This window comes from Anaeromassilibacillus sp. SJQ-5 (genome assembly GCF_054108045.1).
This window is the reverse complement of record NZ_JBPJWQ010000001.1, coordinates 3,154,274-3,172,933: the sequence shown is the minus strand read 5'-3', so window position 1 is coordinate 3,172,933 and position 18,660 is coordinate 3,154,274. Positions and strand designations below refer to the sequence as shown.

Genomic DNA, 18,660 nt, shown 5'->3' with positions numbered 1-18,660 from the left:
TCATGGCTGCGGAACTAGGATTTGAACCCAGACAAGCAGAGTCAGAGACTGCCGTGCTACCATTACACAATTCCGCAATATCTTAGAGCGTTATTTATTATACCGGATTTTTCCCGTTTGTCAAGAGGTACAAGCGTTTTTCTTATAAAAATCGCCTGCGTTTTTCCGCTCCGGAAGGAGTTTACCCCGCGCCGGGCGGGTTTATTCGCGTCGCCGCCGATTTTTTCTTCACCATCGGGCATACTACCCGTATCGCCGGGCAAGAAACCGCCCGGAAGGCGATTGCCTTCCGGGCGGCTGTGCCTTGTTCGGCAGTTCTTACTTCAGGTTGTTCTGCTCGTAAGCCTGGATCATCTTTTTGACCATCTGGCCGCCCACGGAACCAGCCTGTTTGCTGGTCAGGTCGCCATTGTAGCCCTGCTTCAGGGTCACGCCAACCTCGCTGGCAGCTTCCATCTTGAACCGGTCGAGACCTTCGCGAGCTTCGGGAACGAGAGATTTGTTGTTAGACATCGTTTTTTACACTCCTCAAATAATGGCGGCGGTAAGGCCGCGTTGATGATATTTGCGTTTGCAATCCTAGTATCGTCCCGGACGCCATAAATATGAACGGTAATTTGTGTTAAAAACGTGTCTTTTTCCCATCCGTCGTTTTTGGGTTAGCCCCGGCGGGAAACCGGCGGCTTGCCCGGCCCGCGGCGGGCGGGATGGACGCCGCCCCGCTGCCCGTCCCTTTCCGGCGTGACCGCCTTGTCTCGGCGGGGCAGTCGCGGCTGGGGCTTGGGCGCCGGCTCGAATACCTGCATGGGGAAGGGATGATCCTCCACCACCGGTATGGCCTTTCTGGTCAGCTTCTCAATGTCCTTTAAATAGGCTTTTTCATCGAAATCGCAGAAGGATATGGCGTCGCCCGACGCGCCCGCCCGCCCCGTGCGCCCGATACGGTGCACATAGGTCTCCGGTATGTTGGGCAAATCGTAATTGATCACGTGGGACAGCTCGTCCACGTCGATCCCCCGCGCCGCGATGTCGGTGGCCACCAGGATTTTCAGGCTCCCGTCCTTCAGGCCGCGCAGCGCCGCCTGCCGGGCGTTCTGGGACTTGTTGCCATGGATGGCCATGGCGTGAATGCCGTCCCGCTCCAAATCCTTGACCACCCGATCCGCCCCGTGCTTGGTGCGGGTGAACACCAGGGCGGAGGAGATCCCCCCGTCCCGCAGCAGATATGTCAGCAGCCGCCGTTTGTTGGCCTTGTCCACAAAATACACCGACTGCCGGATGGCGTCCACGGTGGAAGACACCGGCGTCACCGCCACCTTCACCGGATCCACCAGCAGGGAATCCACCAGCTGCCGGATTTCCGGCGGCATGGTGGCGGAAAAGAGCAGGGTCTGCTTTTTGATCGGTAGCTTGGTGATCACCCGCTTGACGTCGTGGACAAACCCCATGTCCAGCATCCGGTCGGCCTCGTCCAGCACAAAGGTCTGCACATCGTCCAGGTGGACATAGCCCTGGCCGATCAAATCGTTGAGCCGCCCCGGCGTGGCGATGAGGATGTCCACCCCGCGGGCCAGCGCCTCCACCTGCGGGTTCTGGGACACACCGCCGAACAGCACGCTGCAGCGCAGCCGGGTGTGCCGGCCGTACGCCTGGAAGCTCTCCAGGATCTGAATGGCCAGCTCCCGTGTGGGGGTGAGCACCAGCGCCCGGATGGGCCGCTTGCCCAGTCCCAGCGGCTGGGCGCAGAGCCGCTGCAGTATCGGCAGGGCGAAGGCCGCCGTCTTTCCCGTCCCCGTCTGGGCGCAGCCCACCAGATCCCGGCCGGCCAGCACGGGCGGAATCGCCTTTTGCTGGATGGGGGAGGGCGTGGTATAGCCCTCCTCCGCCACCGCCTTAAGCAGCGGCGCGATCAATTGCAAATCCTGAAACGTCATAAATCTCCTGTCTTTCCTTCGGTTGTCTGTGTCGTCAGTCTCATGGGGCGGTTTGCCCGCCCGCCTGGGCCGCTAAAGCCTCGTAGGCGTCCGCGGGATCCCGGATGTCCCGCACCCGCTGCTCCATGGGGCACAGGCCGGTGTTCTCCCGGTTGATGATGTACGGCACGCAGCGGCCGTACGCCACCTGCACGCCGTTTTCCTCCAGCAGGGCCAGGGCGCCCTCGCTGATGACGGCCGCGTATACCGCCCGCACGCCGCCGTACAAGAACAGCAGCGCCGCCGCCCTTCCCACGATTTTATCCGCTGCCGCCCCGTCCCGCAGGGCGTCCCCATCCTCGCCCAGCCAGACGAGCAGCGGCCGTATCCCGGTCAGATGGGATACCCGCACCTGCCCGTTTCGGCAGACCGCGCAGGTGGCGTTTTCCGCCTCCCACCGGCTTCTGGCCAACTCCCAATCGCTCATGGCCGCCTCCCTTTTTCGCTTCGCCGGGCTTTCCAGCAGGTGGGATTTGCGCAGCGCCGTCAGCAACAGGGGAATGACCGCCCACTGAACGGCCAGCCCCGGCAGCCCCTCCAAGGCGGCGGTGAACACCGACAATGCCGGCGGCGCTTTCACGCCGAACACCCCCGCCATCACGAACAGCAGCAGCGCCTTGACCAGCCGGCCCGCCGCCTGGGCCAACACCAGGCTGACCAGCGCCGGCAGCCGGCATTGCTTATAAAATGCCCCGCCCGCCAGACCGTATACCAGCAGCTCCACCGCCATATAAGGCAGCACCGCCGCCGCGGGCATGCCGGTCAGCAGGCAGCTGACAAGGGGCGTCAGAAGCCCCACCGTCCCGCCGAACAGCGGCCCGAGCAGAAACCCGCCCAGCAGCACCGGCAGGTGCATGGGCAGGAACAGGGTGCCCATGGCGCTGCCTCCCGCCAGATGGAACACCTGGGGCAGCAGAATGCCCACCGCGATCAGCAGACCGCCCACCGCCATTTTTTTGGTTTCCGCCATGGGAAACCGATCCCGTTTCGTCATGTCAACCCCGTTCTTTCGCATTATCTAAAAATCACCCGGCGCACTGTCCCAGCGACCGAAAAGAAACGTCCCCTTGTGGCCGGCGAGCGGTTCTTTCCAATCTCACTGGTGGTTATCAACCCTATCTAGAGCCTGTCGCGCCTCGAGCAGCCGCTCGCTGATGACAATATGCTGCGGACAGACCTTTTCACATTTCCGGCAGGCCCGGCACAGCTCCGCCTTTCCCTCGAGGGCCGCGTACCGCGTTTCCCCCTCCTCCTGCGAAAAGGCGGACCGGTTGTAGGCGTCGAACACCCCGGGAATATCCACCCCGAAGGGGCAGGGCATACAGTAGGCGCATTTGGTGCAGGGCACCTTGGCCATGGTGTCGTAGGCTTCCTTGGCTCCCGCGAACAGCGCCCGCTCTTCCCCGGTCAGCATTCCCTTCCCGCTGCGGGAGGCGTAAACGAGGTTGTCCCGCACCTGCTGCGCGCTTCCCATGCCGCTGAGCAGCAGGCTGACCTCGGGCCGATCCCAGATGAAATCCAGCGCCCATTCCACCGGCGTTTTCTCTGCCGGCAACACCCGGCGCACCCCTTCGGGCGGCAGCGCCAGCTTGCCGCCCAGCAGCGGCTCCATCACGATGACGGCCAGCCCCTTGCCCGCGGCGTATTCCAGCCCCTCGGTGCCGGCCTGATTGTTCACGTCCACATAGTTGTACTGGATCTGGCAGAAGTCCCAAGCGTACCCGTCCACGATTTCGTGGAACGCGTCGTTATCGTCGTGGAAGGAAAAACCGATGTACCGGATTTTTCCCGCCGCCCGGGCCGCCTCTATCCGGGGGATCAGCCCGAACCCCAGCACCTTTTCCCGCCACTCCTGCCGGTTGATGGCGTGAAACATGTAAAAATCCACATAGGGGAGGCCGAGCCTCTCCAGCTGCTCGTCCAGAATCCGATCAAAATCCTCCGCCTGATGCAGAAGGCTCACCGGCGATTTGGTGGCCACATAGGTTTTTTCGCGGTATCCGTCCCGCAACGCCTTGCCCACCAGCCCCTCGCTCTTGCCGTCGTGGTAAAAGTAGGCGGTGTCCACATAATTGACGCCCCCGTCGATGGCCTGCCGGATAAGCCCGATGGCCGCCGGCTCGTCAATGGCCCCGTCCGCCGTCGTCGGCATCCGCATGGCGCCGAAGCCCAGCGGAGACACCATGGCCCCCGTGCGTCCAAAGGGCCGCAGCGGCAGCCGGGCGGCGTCCTTGTCTACGCCCACCACCGGCCTTTCCATGATGTAATCGTCCATGACGAAGCCGCCGCCGATGTCGGCCACTTGGGTGTCCACCGTCTCAAAGCCCCAGTGCTTGTACACCGCGATGGACGAGGCGTTGCCCTTGTTGACCGTCAGCCAGATGGCGTGCAGCCTCTCCCGGCGGCAGAGCCCCTCGAGGAACGCCAGCGCCTGAGAGGCCGCGCCCTGTCCCCTGGCGTCCTTTTCTATGTAGAGCTTGCTGAGGAACAGCCTTTTGCCCGTTGTTTGCACGGCGGTATAGCCCGCCGCCCGGCCGTCCAGCTCCAGCAGGAAATACCGGTAGCCCTCCTGCGCGATCTGGCGGGCGATGGCCCCCGCCGACTGGAACTTGTCCACCATATAGGCTATCTGCGCGGGGGCCAGCAGCCCCGCGTAATGCTCGTTCCACACCTTATCGGCCAGCGCCGCGGCAGCGGCAATCCGCTCCGGCGTCGCCGCCGGTACAAACCGAACCTGCATACAACCATTCCTTTCGTATTCATCGATACGCCGAAACCCAGTGGCCGCCTTGTAGGGGCGAGCATCGCTCGCCCGCGAAACAGCGCACCATCTCGCCCGCCCCGACTACCAGCGGCGAGCACAAGCCTTCCCCTTGAGGTGATTTCCCCGCCTGGCGGGGGAAATGTCGCGCAGCGGCAAAAGGGGGCCTCCGGCTCTGCCGGACGTCGGATGAGGTGGCCTCCAACAAGCTCCCATCCGCGTACACCCCGCGCGCCTGTCCAACCCCCGCAAACCTTATCCCATCCTACAAAAGCCACACTCTCATGGCCGGAAAATTCCCCGCCGATACACCAAGGGGTGATGCTGCGCCCGCGCCGCATCACCCCGCCTTTATTCCTCTTTGGCGCAAGCCTGAAGCCCCAGCTCCGTCAGCTGCTCCGCGTCCACCGGGGAGGGGCAGGCCGTCATGGGCTCGGTCATGTTCTGCACCTTGGGGAAGGCCACCACGTCCCGCAGGGTCGCGGCCCCCAGCATCTGCATCACCAGCCGGTCCAGCCCGATGCCCATGCCGCCGTGGGGCGGCGCACCGTACTGGAACGCGTCGGTCAGGAACCCGAATTTCTCGTGAGCCTCCTCGTCGGACAGGCCCAGCGCCCGGAACATGTGCCCCTGCAGCTCCGGATCGGTAATCCGGATGGAGCCGGAGGCCAGCTCGACCCCCGCCAGCACCAAATCGTAGGCCTTGGCGTATACCTTGTCCGGCTCGCTGTCGAGATAGGGGATGCACTCGTCCAGCGGCGCGGTGAAGGGATGGTGCATGGCGACATACTGCTGCGTCTCCTCGTCCCACTCGAAGAAGGGGAAGGCCGTGATCCATAGCAGGCCCAGCCCCTTTTTCTCGATGGACAGCTTGTTGGCCAGCTCCACCCGCAGCGCGCCCAGGGTGGTGAGCACGTGTTTCTTCACCGTGTCCGCCACGATGAGCACCACGTCGCCCTTTTCCGCCCCCGCGGCGGTCAGCAGCCGGGTCATTTCCTCCTCGGTGAGGAATTTGCCGAAGGAGGAGGCGATATTCTCCTCGGTCCAGCGCACCCAGGCCAACCCCTTGGCCCCGATGCCGCGGACAAATTCGGTGAGCTTATCCACTTCCTTGCGGGTCAGCACGCTCACGGCGTTCTTGGCCGTCAGGGCCCGCACCGTGCCGCCCCCCTCGAGGGCGGAGGCGAACACCCCGAAGCCGCAGCCTCTTACCGCCTCGGACAAATCCACAATCTCCATACCGTACCGGATGTCCGGCTTATCGGAGCCGTACCGCTCCATGGCCTCGTTGTAGGTCAGGCGGGGGAGAGGCAGAGGCACGTCCACATGCAGCACCGTGTCATATACATATTTCATGAAGCCCTCGCCGATGTCCAGCACGTCCTGAACGTCCACGAAGGACATTTCCAGGTCAATCTGGGTGAATTCCGGCTGCCGGTCGGCCCGCAGATCCTCGTCCCGGAAGCACCGGGCCAGCTGCATGTAGCGATCGAAGCCCGCCACCATGGACAGCTGCTTGTACAGCTGAGGCGACTGGGGCAGGGCGTAGAAGGTGCCGGGATGCAGACGGCTGGGCACCAGGAAGTCCCTCGCCCCTTCGGGGGTGGAGCGGATGAGCATGGGGGTCTCCAGCTCGATGAACCCCTGCGCGTCGAAATAATCCCGGGCCGCCTTGGCGATCCGGTGGCGCAGCAGCAGGTTGCGCTGCAAATCCGGCCGCCGCAGGTCGAGGTACCGGTATTTCAGCCGGGTGGCCTCGGCGGTGGCGCAGTTCTCCACGATTTCGAAGGGGGGCGTTTCCGCCTTGCCCAGCACCCGCAGCTCGCTCACGGCGATTTCCACGTCGCCGGTGGGGATGTCCGGGTTCTTCGCGGTGCGAATGCGCACCACGCCCCTCGCCGCCAGCACGTACTCGCTGCGCGCGGCGAAGGCCTTGTCAAACGCCTCCCGGGGGGTGCCCTCGTCAAAGGCCAGCTGGATGATGCCGGTGCGATCCCGCAGATCGATGAATATCAGCTGTCCCAAATCCCGCTGCCGCTGTACCCAGCCGAACACCGTGACCTCCCGGCCCTCGTGTTCCGCCCGGAAGTCCCCGCAGTACGCGGTGCGTTTGAGTCCCTTGATGCTTTCTGCCATGGTTGACCATTCCTTTTTTCCAGGGCCGGAGCGCCGCCCGTCCCGTTATTCGCCGGTTTCCGCCAGTTCGGAGAACAAGTCCGTCATGTCCGCCAGCTGGCGGTCGAGCGACCGGTTGTACAGGGTGGTGTACAGGCTGTCGTCCAGCGCCACCTCGGTCTGCTCCCCGGTTTTCATGTCCTTGAGCCGGGCCTTTCCGGCGGCAAGCTCGTTGTCGCCCACCACCATGGAGTACCGGGCGCCCAGCTTGTCGGCGTATTTCATCTGGGCTTTGAGCCCCCGGCCGGCAATGTCGCATTCCACCGACACGCCCCCTTCCCGCAGGCGGGTGGCGATGGCGAAGCAGCGTCTGGCCGCCTCCGCGCCCATGGGGGCGAGATACAGCTCGCACACCGGCGGCTGAGGGAAGGCGCACTCCTTGGCCTTCATGATGAGCAGCAGCCGCTCCAGCCCCATGCCGAAGCCCAGGGACGGCAGGTGCGGCCCGCCCAGCTCCTCCACCAGCCCGTCGTACCGCCCGCCGCCGCAGACCACCGCCTGCGCGCCCAGCGCGTCGGACTCGAATTCAAACACCGTGCGGGTGTAGTAATCCAGCCCCCGCACAATGCGGGGGTTGATGTCGTAGGCGATCTCCGCCGCGTCCAGGCAGGCCTTCACCCCTTCGAAATGCTCCGCGCACTCCTCACACAGATAGTCGAGGATCACCGGCGCCCCCGCCGCCACGGCGGAGCAGACCGGCGACTTGCAGTCGAGAATCCGCATGGGGTTCTTTTCCAGCCGCCCGAGGCAGGTCTCACACAGCTCGCCCTTCCGGCTCTCAAAATAGGCCTTCAGCGCCGCGTGATACTTGGCCCGGCAGGTCGGGCAGCCGATGGAATTGAGATACAGCTTGACTCCCGGCACCCCCAGGGTGGACAGCACCATATGCGCCAGGGAAATCACCTCGGCGTCCGCCTGGGGCGCCGCCGCGCCGAAACATTCCACGCCGAACTGGTGGAATTCCCGCAGCCGCCCCGCCTGCGGGTTCTCGTACCGGTAGCAGGAGGTCAGATAGCTCACCTTGACCGGCAGGGCTCCGTTGTGCAGTCCGTTTTCCAGCAGGGCGCGTGCCGCGCCCGCCGTCCCCTCCGGCCGCAGGGAGATGGAACGCCCCCCCTTGTCAGAGAAAGTATACATCTCCTTCTGCACCACGTCGGTGGTCTCTCCCACCGACCGCTGGAACAGCTCGGTGTGCTCGAACACCGGGGTGCGGATTTCCCGGAAACCGAAATCCCGGGCGATGGACAGGGCGGTCTGTTCGACGTGCTGCCACTTGTAGCTGTCCGCCGGCAGCACGTCCTGGGTGCCGCGGATGGCTCTGGTGATCAGTTCCATAATGAAAACTCCGTTTCTTTTGGTTTGAAAATGGGCACTACTATGCGGATTTGTGCGAGGGGGCGTGCGGTAAAATGCTCTTTGTATCGAAAAAAGACGCACTTTCGTGCGTCTTTTTCAGGGAGCCGCCCCGTTCCCCCGGTACAAATTACCGGTTGGCCGGATTGACAATGTTCCGCCAATCCAAATCCCCGCGCTCCAGGCCGTGAATCAGCACCTCCGCCGTGGCGATGTTGGTCGCCACCGGGATATTCCGCATGTCGCACAGACGGAACATGTCGTTCTCGTTCGGCTCATGGGATTTCACCGTCATGGGATCGCGGAAAAACAGCAGCAGGTCGATTTCATCGCAGGCGATGCGGGCAGAAATCTGCTGATCGCCGCCCTGAGAGCCGCTCAAATACCGCACAATATTGAGGCCGGTCGCCTCCGCCACCATCTTGCCGGTGGTGCCGGTAGCGCAGATATTATGTCGGCTGAGAATGCCGCAGTACGCAATGCAAAACTGGACCATCAGTTCCTTTTTGGCGTCGTGTGCAATCAACGCGATATTCATACAGTCACTCCTTCTTTCATATGGCAGAGGGGCGGGATGCGCCCCGTTTGCTTTTCCGAACAGCCTCTACATCTTTTCCAGCCGCGCCAGGGGCACGTCCTCGCCCAGATAGCGGCGGGCGATGTTGGAAAAGCAGGAGGAGGCGTTACAGGCATCGGGCAGGGGCCGGCCGTTGGCGTTGGCCACCGCCACCTGCTCGTCCTCCGGCAGAACGCCCATCAGCTGCAGTCCCGCGGTGTCGATGATTTCGTCCACGTCGGGCATGGCCCCCCGCATCACCAGGGAGGGCCGCAGCCGGTTGATGATCAGCCGGGCGGGCAGATCCCGGGCAAAGAGCAGATGGCCCACCACCTGGGCGTCCCGGGCGCAGACCATATCCGGCGTGGTGACCACCAGGGCCCGCTCCGCCGCCGCGACGGCGGTTTCAAACCCCCGGCCCAGGCCGGCGGGGCAGTCGATGATCACATGGTCGTAGTACCGGGCGAAGCCGCGGCACAGACGCTTCATATCCTGCGGCGTACACAGCTTTTCAAAGCTGACCGGCGCGGGCACCACGAAAACGTTGGGGCAGACGGGGGAGGGATAAATGGCCCGTATAGGTTCGCAGTTTCCCGCAAAAATATCCGCCATGTCGTACACCGTGCTGCCGCCCACGCCCAGCATCAAATCCAGGCTGCGCAGGCCCGCGTCGGTGTCCACCACCAGCACCCGATGGCCCAGCTTGGCCAGGGCGCAACCCAGCCCAGCCGTCACGGTGGACTTGCCAGCGCCGCCTTTTCCCGATGTGACAACGCTTACCAGCCCCATAGGTCAACCGAATCCTTTCCGGGCGGCCCGTGGACGCACCTGTTCACAAGCCCGTTCGGCGCTTGATATAACTGCATAACCATACAGCCAAAACCGTGTAAAAATTAGCCGCTCTTGTAGCCAGTATAGCACAGTTTTACCGTCAAGTAAACCATTTTGGCCCCGCCGGAACGAAAAAATTCCGGCAGGGCTTCTTGTGCAAAGTTACAGGCCGGGCGCTCAGGGCAGGAGCTGGGCGGACGGGGTGGGCGCCAGGCCGGCCGTCTTGCCGGCAAAATAGGCGTCCAGCACCTGGCGGGCCACCTCGCTGGAGGCGGCGGAGGTGCCCTGCTCCATCACCACGGCCACGGCCACCTCTGGCTTTTCCACCGGGCCGTAGGCGATGAAGATGCCGTTATCCGTTTTCCCCTCCACAATCTGGGCGGTGCCGGTTTTGGCTGCCAGGGTATACGGGAGATTGCCCTTGTTGAAGAACCGGGAAGCGGTGCCCGACTTGACCACCTCCACCATGCCCTTGCGCACGGTGTCGATGGCTTCCTTAGACAAGTCGGCCCGGGACACCACCTCGGGCTGCACCACGGTGTCGGTCAGGCCGTCGTAGCTGCGCACGCTGTGCACCAGGTGGGTCTTATACCGCACGCCGTCGTTGGCCAGGGTCATGGCGTAGGTAGCCAGCTGGATGGGCGTCACGTTACTGGTCTGGCCGATGGCGGCCCGGAGGGTATCGCCGCCGGTCCAGATGTCACCTCGGTTCTTTTTGGCCTCCGGGCTGTCCAGATAGCCCGGAGACTCCCCAATTTCCACACCGGTCTTTTGGCACAGGCCAAACAGGTTGAAAAACTTGTTAATCGTGTCAATACCGGTGCGTCGGCCGGTATCATAGAAAAAAACATTGCAGGATTTGGAAAGCGCCGTGGCCACGTCTATGGATCCATGCCTTCCCATACAGGTAGGCTGATAATCCTCATAGTACCGGTACCGGCGATCGCAGGTAATGTGGGTAGAGGGGGTCAACTCATTTTTGGAGAAAGCCGCCAGGGCCACGGCGGGCTTGGCGGTGGAGCCGAAGGGGAACGCGCCGTTCAGGGCCCGGTTGAACAGGGGCTTGTCGGGATCCTTGACCAGATCGGCGTAGTTCTCGCCATAGGTGGCCAGGTCGAAGCTGGGCCAGCTGGCGCAGACCAGGACGCCGCCGTCGGACACGTCCAGCATGACCACCGAGCCGCTCTTGACATCGTGGCCGTTGTCGGCAAACTTCCCGCCCTTGGTGGCGGGCTTGGCCCGCAGCTCCTCGAACTTGGCCTTGAGAATCTGCTGCACCTTGGCCTGCAGGTCGGTATCGATGGTGAGCACCACCGATTTGCCGGGGACGGGCGCCTTGGTTTCCTTTTCCTCCAGGACGTTGCCCTTGGCGTCCTTGACCAGGGTGCGGGTGCCGGTGGTGCCCCGCAGGCTGTCCTCCATGGCGGCCTCGATGCCGCCCTTGCCGACCTTGTCGTTAAGGGCGTAGCCCTTTTCCTTGAGTTCCTCGTATTCCTCGGCGTAAATGGGGCCGACCTGGCCGATCAGATGGGCGGCCACGTCCCCCTGCACGTATTTGCGCACCGGCGTGGCCTGCACGTCCACACCGGGATATTCCGTGTTGTTTTCCATGATTTTATACATGGTCTCCCGGGAGACGCCGGAGGAGAAAACATAGGCGTTCTGGGCGGTGAAGTCCCGGATACTCATCTCATACCGCACGCCCGCGATAGCCCGCTGCTCCTCGGCGGTGTAACCGGCGAGGTGGTAGGCCTCCACCAGGGCCTTCATACAGTGTTCCGCCGTGGCGTAGTCGGCCATGTTCAGGTTTTTCTTCAGGGCGGCGATGCTGGCATCCCGCTCCTCCTCAAAGGCATAGGGCGCCTTCCGGGTGATGGGCAGGGTGTCGTTCCAGGTCTCCTCCGCCTCCCCCAGCAGGGTGACGAGGCGCAGAATGATGTCGTTCTGCAGCTTCTGCTGCCCGTCGTCGGTGCCCCGGGGAAAATAGTTGTAATCGAACAGCACCGCGTTGCTGGTGGCATTGACCGCGATGGGCCGCAGATACCGATCCAGGATTTCGCCCCGGGAGGCGGCGATGCTGATTTTTGTCTCCATTTTGCGGGTGGCCAGCTCGTTGTAGGCTTCTCCCTCCACGATCTGAATTTGAAAAAGACGCAGCGCGTAGATGCCGAAGACCGTCATGACCAGCAGGGCTATAAAGAACGAACGGCGTTTGCTCATGCGGTTGCCCTTGTTGTCCGCCATCATAGAGGGTGGCTCCTTTCTCCGGCCAAAGGGCCGGCGTCAGTCCCGCTTGCGCAGGGTTTTGGCGATTAAGAGGGTCAGCCCGTACAGCAGGGGCGACACCACCAGGGTATAGGCCATATCCGGCAGCAGCATCCGCCCGAGCATGTACAGCGGGTCCTCCTTCATCCACAGGACGTAATTGAAGAACCAGTCCATCAGCCCCTGCGTCAGCAAGGCGCCGCTGAACAGCAGCATGGCGGAGAGCAGGTTGTTGCGGATCAGCAGCCGCACCAGCAGGCCGCAGGCGCAGCAGATAGCCATCAGGAACAGGGCGCTGAAGCCAAAAAGGCGGTCGGCGTACAAATCCCACAGCAGGCCGCCGGCGATGCCGGCCGCTGCCCCGCCCACCGGCCCCTCGAACATGGCGATGCTCACCACGATGGGAATCAGCAGCAGGGGCCGGGCCCCGAACACGGCGGGAAAAACGCGGGGCGCCATCTGCAAAAGCCCGGCGCCCAGGATCAGCAGCCCGTAGGCCGTCCATTTCAGATACCGGCCGCTCAGCCGGTGCAGGGGGTTCTTTTCATTCAGCTTGGGTTGATTGTCCATGGTTCAGCCCCCCTCGCCCTGTCCGTCGAAGGAGGTGATGACCATGACGTTTTTCAGGGAGCGGACATCGACATACGGCTCGATGATCGCATACAGGGACAAGCCGTCCGACTCCGGGTTCACCTCGGTGATTTTCCCGATGAGCAGCCCCTCGGGGAAAACGCCGCCCCGCCCAGAGGTCACCACGATGTCCCCGATGGCGGCGCCGGACGATTTCTCCAGCGTGTTCAGCCGTAAGAGACCCTTTTCCGCCAGAGGCGGAGCCCCGCCGGTGATGGCGGTGTTGCCGTTGCGGCTGATCATGGCGCTGGCCTTGGTGTTGACATCGAGGATGGTGCGCACCTTGCAGGAGGTAAAGCTGACCTCGCTGACCAGGCCCACCAGGCCCTCGGCGGTAATGACCGGATCGCCCACGGCGATGCCGCTTTTGGTGCCGGCGTTGATGGTGAAGTTACCGAAGGGGCTGAGGGGATCCACCGCGATGACCTTGCCGGAGGCAAAGGTATAGTCGGAATGCTGCTCATGCAGGCCGAGAATCTTGGCGTACCACTCGTTTTCTTCCTTCATTTTGTCGTAGTCCACCACCTGCTCGCGCAGCTCCCGCAGCTCCTTTTGGGCTTGTTCCAGCTCCTCCCGGGTTTCTTTGGAGCTGCCAAACTGGCCGAAAAAGCCGCTGATCCCGTCCGAAACGCTGGTCACGGCGGACTGGAGCGGGGTGATGATGGCGCCGGCGATGGTGGCTGGTATGGTGGCCAGCCCCCCGGTCGACGCTCCGTAAATCATCACGCCCACCAGTATCAGGGCGATAACGCCCAGCACCTTAAAGGCGAAGCTTTTCAGAAAATCCTTCACGGCAGCCTCCCTGTGTTTGGATAATCCCGGCGGTTTCCCGCCATAAGGCGAGGGGGAGCAAACTCATCCCCTCTTAAGGTGAGGGGAGCGAACCCACCCCGCCTCAGCCGGCTGAGGTCAAAGAATTTTTGGGACGGAGCGGGGGTTCACAGCAAGGCGGCCGAGCGCGCCATGCTGTCACATGGCAAGTGAGGCCAACGCCGCTGTGGGCGCTCGCTCATTCCCAAAAATCGGAGGTTGTTCGCTCCCCCTCACCTTAACAAACCAGCCTCCGAAAACGTTGGTTTCGGAGGCCTGGTATCCGTTTCAGCCTCCGCTTTACGGAAGGCTCCGGTTCCTTATTTGCTGCGGTTGGAACGGAAGTTGCTGACCATACCGAGATCCAGGCATTTGCCGGTCCCCATAACCACACAGTCCAGCGGATCCTCGGCCACGTGCACCGGCATGCCGGTTTCCCGGTTGATCAGCACGTCCAGACCGCGCAGCAGCGCGCCGCCGCCGGTGAGCATGATGCCGTTGTTGATGATGTCGGCGGAAAGCTCCGGCGGCGTCCGCTCCAGGGTGGAGCGGATGGCGTCCACGATGGCGCTGACCGGATCGGCCAGGGACTCACGGATCTCCTCGGAGGTGACGGTGATATTCTTGGGCAGGCCGTCCACCAGGTTGCGGCCCTTGACGTCCATGCTCTCCTCCTCGTCATAGGGGAAGGCGGAGCCCAGGCGGATCTTGATGTCCTCGGCCGTGCGTTCGCCGATGAGGAGGTTATACTTTTTCTTGATGTAGGAAATAATGGCCTCGTCGAAATCGTCGCCGGCGGTACGCACCGAGCAGGAGGTGACGATATCTCCTAGGGAAATGACGGCCACCTCGGAGGTACCGCCGCCGATATCCACCACCATGCAGCCGGCGGCTTCCTCCACCTGGAGGCCGGCGCCGATAGCGGCGGCCATGGGCTCGGCGATCAGCTCCACGTCCTTGGCGCCCGCCTGACGGGCGGCCTCGTCCACGGCGCGGCGCTCCACCTCGGTGACGCCGGAGGGGATGCAGACAATGAGGCGGGGACGGTTGAACAGGGTGCTGTGCAGGGCGGCCTTGATAAAGTGCCGCAGCATGGCGGAGGTGACCTCAAAATCGGCGATGACGCCGTCCTTCAGAGGACGAACAGCGGAAATGGATCCGGGCGTGCGCCCGATCATCTCCTTGGCCTCGCTGCCGACGGCCATGACCTCCTCCTTCTTCACATCCACAGCGACCACGGAGGGCTCGCGCATGACGATCCCCTTGCCCCGCATATACACAAGCGTATTGGCTGTGCCCAAATCGATACCGATATCCCGACTGAAAAACATCTTTTCCTCTTCCTTTCCTTGCGGGTCCAACCCCGGCGGGGCGCGTTCCCCGTCTCCAACCAACCTGCCGCCGCGCGTTCCCCGATGGGCCGCGGCAGGGCGAAGTCCCGACCGGACTACTGTATGTGAAAGGGTTCCCGGCTCGTACCGCTATTTTATATATTTGGCTATTAACCCATATATTATATACTGCTGAAAAAAATTTCTCAACTGGGTAAACCAAATTTTTTACAAAAACTTTGGTTTTTATTGACAATGGAAAGAGGATAGGGGCCGTTCGGTCCCTGCAGGCCTGTCCGCGGGGGGAAAAGCCGGCTACTCCTTACCGGCCAGGAAGCGGGCGAGACGGGCGCCGGGCAGGCCCATCACGGTATAGAAATCCCCGCGGATGCCCCGGATGAACCGCATGCCCCGGCCTTGGATGGCGTAGGCGCCGGCCTTGTCCAGCGGCTCCCCGGTGGCGGCGTAGGCGGCCGCCTCCTCCCGGGTCATGGGATAGAACGTCACCTCGGCGGCGTCCACAAATCCGCCGCATTTACCCGGCGAGCAGACCCACACCCCGGTCATCACCACATGGGTTTTCCCCTGCAGGGACAGCAGCATCTCCACGGCCTCGGCCTCATCCCGGGGCTTACCCAGGGCGCGGCCGTCCAGGACGACCATGGTGTCGGCCCCCACCACCAGGCGATTGGGATGGGCGGCGGCCACCTCCTCGGCCTTGCACCGGGCCAGGGCCTGCACCCGTTCGGCGGGAGGCAGGCCGGCAGGGGCGCTTTCCCGCACAGCGGGGCACACCTCGAAGGGGATATCCAGCAGGGTGAGAATTTCCTTGCGCCGGGGGGAGGCCGACGCCAGCAGCAGAGGCATAGCCATACGCCTTATCTCACCTTCTTATACAGCAGCAGGGCAGCGCTTACCAGGATTACCTGCAGCACGTTGACCTGCATTTTAAAGGCAAAGCTTATCTGCACGATAATCAGATTCAGGTTCACCGTATCGAAGCCGACGGATTCGCCCCAGGTGAGCCATTTGAGGAAGCTGACCCCGGCGGTCAGCTGGCCGACCAGGGCGGCGATGACCAGGGCGGCCAGGACGAGAAATATCAGAATCAGGCTGTTTTTCGCTTTCAATGGAACCTTCCTATCCTTTCCGGGCCAGGGACGGCGCTATCGCGCCGCCGGGCCTTGTTGATGGGGGTGGCCGTCTTAAGGGGAGGGCCCCTCTCCTTATTGCCGGCCGGTGGAGCCGAACCCGCCGCCGCCCCGCTCGGTTTCCTTCAGGGAGTCGGCAAGCTCCATGTGCGGCAGGCAGACGGGCATAATCACCAGCTGGGCAATCCGCTCGCCGGGCTGGATGGTATAGGCTTCGTCCGACAGGTTGACCAGGCCCACCCGGATTTCCCCGGTATAGTCGCTGTCGATGACGCCCACGCCGTTGGACAGGGCGAGGCCGTGCTTGACAGCCAGGCCGCTGCGGGCAAAGACCAGGCCCACCGTCTCGGGGGAGGGCAGGCCGATGGCGATGCCGGTGGGCACGGCGGCACGGCCGCCGGGCGGAATTGTCAGCGCTTCGTCCAGCAGGGCGTGCAAATCCGCCCCGGCGCTGCCGGCGGTGGCCCGCTCGGGCGCCTGGGCGCGGGGATCCAACTTTTGAATATATACCGTCATAGGTCTTATCCTTTCCGCGGCAGCGGTTGCCTGCCGCCTTCCATATGCCGATCGCACCAGGCGACCACATCCTCCAGGAACTCGTCCCGGTTCAGCTCGTTATGCAGCTCGTGCCGGGCGTCAGGGTAGAGCTTGAGGGAGAGATCCCGCACGCCGGAGGCTTTCAGCCAGCCGTACACCTGCCGCGGGCCCTTGCCGTAGCTGCCCACCGGATCCATCTCTCCGGAAAACAGGACGATGGGCAGATCCTTGGGCACCCGGTCGCTCCACTTGGGGCCGGTGACGCTGTCGAGCAGGCGGAAGAGATCCCGGAAGCCCGCGTTGGTAAACACGAAATGACACTTGGGATCCTCCGACGCGTCGGGGTATCCGTCCTTATCCCGGGAGAGCCAGGCCAGCTCGTTGTCGTCCTCGGGGAAGCGGCGGTTATAATTCTGAAACGCCATGGCGTTGAGAAACCGGCCGGTGCGCTTGGGGCCCCGCAGGGCCGTGACGATACCGGCCAGGCCGATGCCCAGCTTGGTCAACGGGTTGCGTCCCGCGGTGCCGCAGCAGATATAGCCCGCCAGCCCCTCGCCGTCCAGGGCGACGACCCGGCGGGTGATGAAGGAGCCCATGCTGTGCCCCAGCAGAAAATAGGGCTTGTCCGGATACCGGCGCTGCATCTCCCGCCGGAGAAGCAGCTCGTCCTCGGCCATATGCTTCCAGCCGTCGGTTTCGCCGAAATAGCCCAGATCCTCCGGCTGCTCCGCGGTGCGGCCGTGGCCCAGGTGATCGTCCCCGCACACCACGAAGCCGCGATCGCACAGGGCCCTGGCAAACCGGTCGTACCGGCGGATGTGCTCCATCATGCCGTGGCAGATCTGGATCACCGCCCGGGGCTCGCCCTCCGATGGCTCCCAGATGGTGGCGTAGAGGGTATGGACGCCGTCCGACCCGGTGAACGACCAGTCCTTTTCCATGCAGTCGGCCATGCTGTTCGCTCCTTTTCCTTACACGTTCTCTGTTCAATATAGTACCGGTTTTTTACAGAATTTGCAACGGCTGCGGCAAAATTCTCCATAACAATTTTGTCACCATGGGGTTTCCAGCAATCTCCCATGGACTTCGCCCGAAAAATCCGGTATGGTGAGGACAGAGACCCTATGCTCATACATAAAGGATATGGAGATTTTTATGAAATACATACCGTTTGCCGGAAAAATATTTCTGACCTTGCTTCTCAACGTATTGGCCGTGCTGGCGGCCGATCGCCTGGTTAGAACGGCCCATAGACACGAGTAGTCCGACAAAAAGGGCGGAAATCCGCCGGCGGCTGTGGTATACTGACGGTATTCCAACAGACGGGGGAGAAGGCCATGCCGAAAAAGGGACGGACGATTGGGCTGGGGCTGCTGGCGGTGCTGGCGGCCGCGGCGCTGGCGATGCTGACGCTGAACAGGGACAGTCTGCCCGCTTTAGGGCGGCTGTTTTCCCCGGGGCCGGGGATTCTCGACGACCCCGCCGGTTTGGATCGGCGGGACATGCCGGCGGTGCCCGTACTACTTCAGAAGCCGGAGCTTCCCGCCGGGTGCGAGGCCACAGCGGCGGCCATGCTGCTCGGCGCCTACGGCTACGCCGTTTCCAAGGAGGAGATGGCACGGGCCATCCCCCGGGCCCCTTTCGAAAAGCGGGACGGACGGGTATACGGCCCCGATCCCCGCGACATGTACGCGGGGGATCCCTTTTCGGCGGAGGGGTACGGGGTATACGCCGACCCGGTGGCCGCGGCAATGCAGCGGGAGATCGACCGGCTGGGCGGCGGCGCGTCCGTTTATCTGCTGGAGGCTGAGGACGAGGGAGCGGTACTGGCCGCCGTCGACGCGGGATACCCCGTGTGCATCTGGGCGACCATGAACATGGCGCCCACGCAGAAAGGCAGTTCCTCCTGGTACCTGCTGGAGGACGGGGCGTACACCGACGAAAAAATCGAATGGCTGGGCAACGAGCACTGCCTGGTGCTGACGGGATACGGTGCGGACACCGTGACGGTCAACGATCCGCTGGCGGGAAGGAAAACCTATGGCCGCGCGGTGTTTTTCGCCCGCTGGCGGGAGCAGGGGCGGCAGGCCATCCTGGTGGCGCCGGACAAAAAATAGCGAAAAAATGGCGCGGCGCCCTTCCTTCTCGCGGCCGAATGCGGTATAATAACCTCACGGCGTTCTCCAAAGCCTTGCAGCGCAAGCCTTTGGACGCCTGAGAGAACATTGAACCACTCCGAAACGGTCAAAGCCGTTTCGGACCAAGGAAGGCGCTGCGCCTTGCGCAC

General features: G+C 63.1%; 17 protein-coding genes and 1 tRNA gene. 1 reads left to right on the top strand and 17 read right to left on the bottom strand.

Features of this window, described 5'->3' with window-relative positions:
• Positions 1 to 3 precede the first annotated feature (3 nt).
• The 17 genes from ACSAMM_RS13680 to ACSAMM_RS13600 all read right to left on the bottom strand — a co-directional run bounded on the left by ACSAMM_RS13680 (position 4) and on the right by ACSAMM_RS13600 (position 17,326).
• Positions 4 to 77: transfer RNA gene (locus tag ACSAMM_RS13680), tRNA-Gln, on the bottom strand.
• A gap of 241 nt (positions 78 to 318) precedes the next feature.
• Positions 319 to 513, bottom strand: a complete 195-nt coding sequence (locus ACSAMM_RS13675) for a small, acid-soluble spore protein, alpha/beta type (protein ID WP_178725059.1) — start codon at positions 511 to 513, stop codon at positions 319 to 321.
• Positions 514 to 659: 146 nt separating this feature from the next.
• Entirely contained in the window at positions 660 to 1,934 is a 1,275-nt protein-coding gene (locus tag ACSAMM_RS13670; RefSeq protein WP_178725061.1) for a DEAD/DEAH box helicase, read from the bottom strand.
• Between the two features lie 40 nt (positions 1,935 to 1,974).
• A complete protein-coding gene (locus ACSAMM_RS13665) occupies positions 1,975 to 2,967 on the bottom strand; it encodes an ECF transporter S component (RefSeq protein WP_178725063.1) in 993 nt (330 codons plus the stop codon).
• 102 nt (positions 2,968 to 3,069) lie between these two features.
• Positions 3,070 to 4,713, bottom strand: coding sequence for an aldo/keto reductase (locus ACSAMM_RS13660; RefSeq protein ID WP_178725066.1), 1,644 nt, complete (start codon positions 4,711 to 4,713; stop codon positions 3,070 to 3,072).
• 372 nt (positions 4,714 to 5,085) lie between these two features.
• The gene (gene aspS / locus ACSAMM_RS13655; protein ID WP_178725068.1) at positions 5,086 to 6,870 is read right to left on the bottom strand and encodes an aspartate--tRNA ligase; all 1,785 of its coding nucleotides are present in this window, start codon (positions 6,868 to 6,870) and stop codon (positions 5,086 to 5,088) included.
• Between the two features lie 45 nt (positions 6,871 to 6,915).
• Positions 6,916 to 8,244 (bottom strand): histidine--tRNA ligase, encoded by a 1,329-nt coding sequence (gene hisS / locus ACSAMM_RS13650; protein ID WP_457791845.1) that lies wholly within the window; start codon positions 8,242 to 8,244, stop codon positions 6,916 to 6,918.
• 148 nt (positions 8,245 to 8,392) lie between these two features.
• Positions 8,393 to 8,800: a methylglyoxal synthase gene (locus ACSAMM_RS13645; protein WP_178725072.1), complete on the bottom strand. Its 408-nt coding sequence runs from the start codon at positions 8,798 to 8,800 to the stop codon at positions 8,393 to 8,395.
• A 66-nt stretch (positions 8,801 to 8,866) separates the two neighbouring features.
• The gene (minD, locus tag ACSAMM_RS13640) at positions 8,867 to 9,607 is read right to left on the bottom strand and encodes a septum site-determining protein MinD (RefSeq protein WP_178725074.1); all 741 of its coding nucleotides are present in this window, start codon (positions 9,605 to 9,607) and stop codon (positions 8,867 to 8,869) included.
• A gap of 219 nt (positions 9,608 to 9,826) precedes the next feature.
• Positions 9,827 to 11,896 carry a penicillin-binding transpeptidase domain-containing protein gene (locus ACSAMM_RS13635; RefSeq protein ID WP_457791844.1) on the bottom strand — a complete coding sequence of 690 codons (2,070 nt, stop codon included), beginning with the start codon at positions 11,894 to 11,896 and terminating at the stop codon, positions 9,827 to 9,829.
• A gap of 36 nt (positions 11,897 to 11,932) precedes the next feature.
• The gene (gene mreD / locus ACSAMM_RS13630; protein WP_178725078.1) at positions 11,933 to 12,484 is read right to left on the bottom strand and encodes a rod shape-determining protein MreD; all 552 of its coding nucleotides are present in this window, start codon (positions 12,482 to 12,484) and stop codon (positions 11,933 to 11,935) included.
• A gap of 3 nt (positions 12,485 to 12,487) precedes the next feature.
• Entirely contained in the window at positions 12,488 to 13,336 is an 849-nt protein-coding gene (gene mreC / locus ACSAMM_RS13625) for a rod shape-determining protein MreC (protein WP_457791843.1), read from the bottom strand.
• A 338-nt stretch (positions 13,337 to 13,674) separates the two neighbouring features.
• Complete coding sequence (locus ACSAMM_RS13620; RefSeq protein WP_178725082.1) at positions 13,675 to 14,685, bottom strand: rod shape-determining protein MreB; 1,011 nt, start codon at positions 14,683 to 14,685, stop codon at positions 13,675 to 13,677.
• Positions 14,686 to 15,000: 315 nt separating this feature from the next.
• Positions 15,001 to 15,558, bottom strand: coding sequence for a Maf family protein (locus tag ACSAMM_RS13615; RefSeq protein WP_457791841.1), 558 nt, complete (start codon positions 15,556 to 15,558; stop codon positions 15,001 to 15,003).
• A gap of 5 nt (positions 15,559 to 15,563) precedes the next feature.
• A complete protein-coding gene (locus tag ACSAMM_RS13610; RefSeq protein ID WP_178725085.1) occupies positions 15,564 to 15,815 on the bottom strand; it encodes a DUF4321 domain-containing protein in 252 nt (83 codons plus the stop codon).
• Between the two features lie 96 nt (positions 15,816 to 15,911).
• Entirely contained in the window at positions 15,912 to 16,352 is a 441-nt protein-coding gene (gene dut / locus ACSAMM_RS13605) for a dUTP diphosphatase (RefSeq protein ID WP_178725087.1), read from the bottom strand.
• Between the two features lie 5 nt (positions 16,353 to 16,357).
• On the bottom strand, positions 16,358 to 17,326 hold the full coding sequence (locus ACSAMM_RS13600; RefSeq protein ID WP_457791840.1) for an alpha/beta fold hydrolase: 969 nt from the start codon (positions 17,324 to 17,326) through the stop codon (positions 16,358 to 16,360).
• Positions 17,327 to 17,710: 384 nt separating this feature from the next.
• On the opposite strand from ACSAMM_RS13600, the gene ACSAMM_RS13595 reads away from it, so the two are divergent.
• Positions 17,711 to 18,490, top strand: coding sequence for a C39 family peptidase (locus tag ACSAMM_RS13595; protein ID WP_457791838.1), 780 nt, complete (start codon positions 17,711 to 17,713; stop codon positions 18,488 to 18,490).
• Positions 18,491 to 18,660 lie beyond the last annotated feature (170 nt).

Coding starts and splice junctions, on each gene's coding strand:
- ACSAMM_RS13675 (WP_178725059.1), bottom strand. CDS start 513: ATGTCTAACAACAAATCTCTCGTTCCCGAAGCTCGCGAAGGTCTCGAC.
- ACSAMM_RS13670 (WP_178725061.1), bottom strand. CDS start 1,934: ATGACGTTTCAGGATTTGCAATTGATCGCGCCGCTGCTTAAGGCGGTG.
- ACSAMM_RS13665 (WP_178725063.1), bottom strand. CDS start 2,967: ATGACGAAACGGGATCGGTTTCCCATGGCGGAAACCAAAAAAATGGCG.
- ACSAMM_RS13660 (WP_178725066.1), bottom strand. CDS start 4,713: ATGCAGGTTCGGTTTGTACCGGCGGCGACGCCGGAGCGGATTGCCGCT.
- aspS (WP_178725068.1), bottom strand. CDS start 6,870: ATGGCAGAAAGCATCAAGGGACTCAAACGCACCGCGTACTGCGGGGAC.
- hisS (WP_457791845.1), bottom strand. CDS start 8,244: ATGGAACTGATCACCAGAGCCATCCGCGGCACCCAGGACGTGCTGCCG.
- ACSAMM_RS13645 (WP_178725072.1), bottom strand. CDS start 8,800: ATGAATATCGCGTTGATTGCACACGACGCCAAAAAGGAACTGATGGTC.
- minD (WP_178725074.1), bottom strand. CDS start 9,607: ATGGGGCTGGTAAGCGTTGTCACATCGGGAAAAGGCGGCGCTGGCAAG.
- ACSAMM_RS13635 (WP_457791844.1), bottom strand. CDS start 11,896: ATGATGGCGGACAACAAGGGCAACCGCATGAGCAAACGCCGTTCGTTC.
- mreD (WP_178725078.1), bottom strand. CDS start 12,484: ATGGACAATCAACCCAAGCTGAATGAAAAGAACCCCCTGCACCGGCTG.
- ACSAMM_RS13620 (WP_178725082.1), bottom strand. CDS start 14,685: ATGTTTTTCAGTCGGGATATCGGTATCGATTTGGGCACAGCCAATACG.
- ACSAMM_RS13615 (WP_457791841.1), bottom strand. CDS start 15,558: ATGGCTATGCCTCTGCTGCTGGCGTCGGCCTCCCCCCGGCGCAAGGAA.
- dut (WP_178725087.1), bottom strand. CDS start 16,352: ATGACGGTATATATTCAAAAGTTGGATCCCCGCGCCCAGGCGCCCGAG.
- ACSAMM_RS13600 (WP_457791840.1), bottom strand. CDS start 17,326: ATGGCCGACTGCATGGAAAAGGACTGGTCGTTCACCGGGTCGGACGGC.
- ACSAMM_RS13595 (WP_457791838.1), top strand. CDS start 17,711: ATGCCGAAAAAGGGACGGACGATTGGGCTGGGGCTGCTGGCGGTGCTG.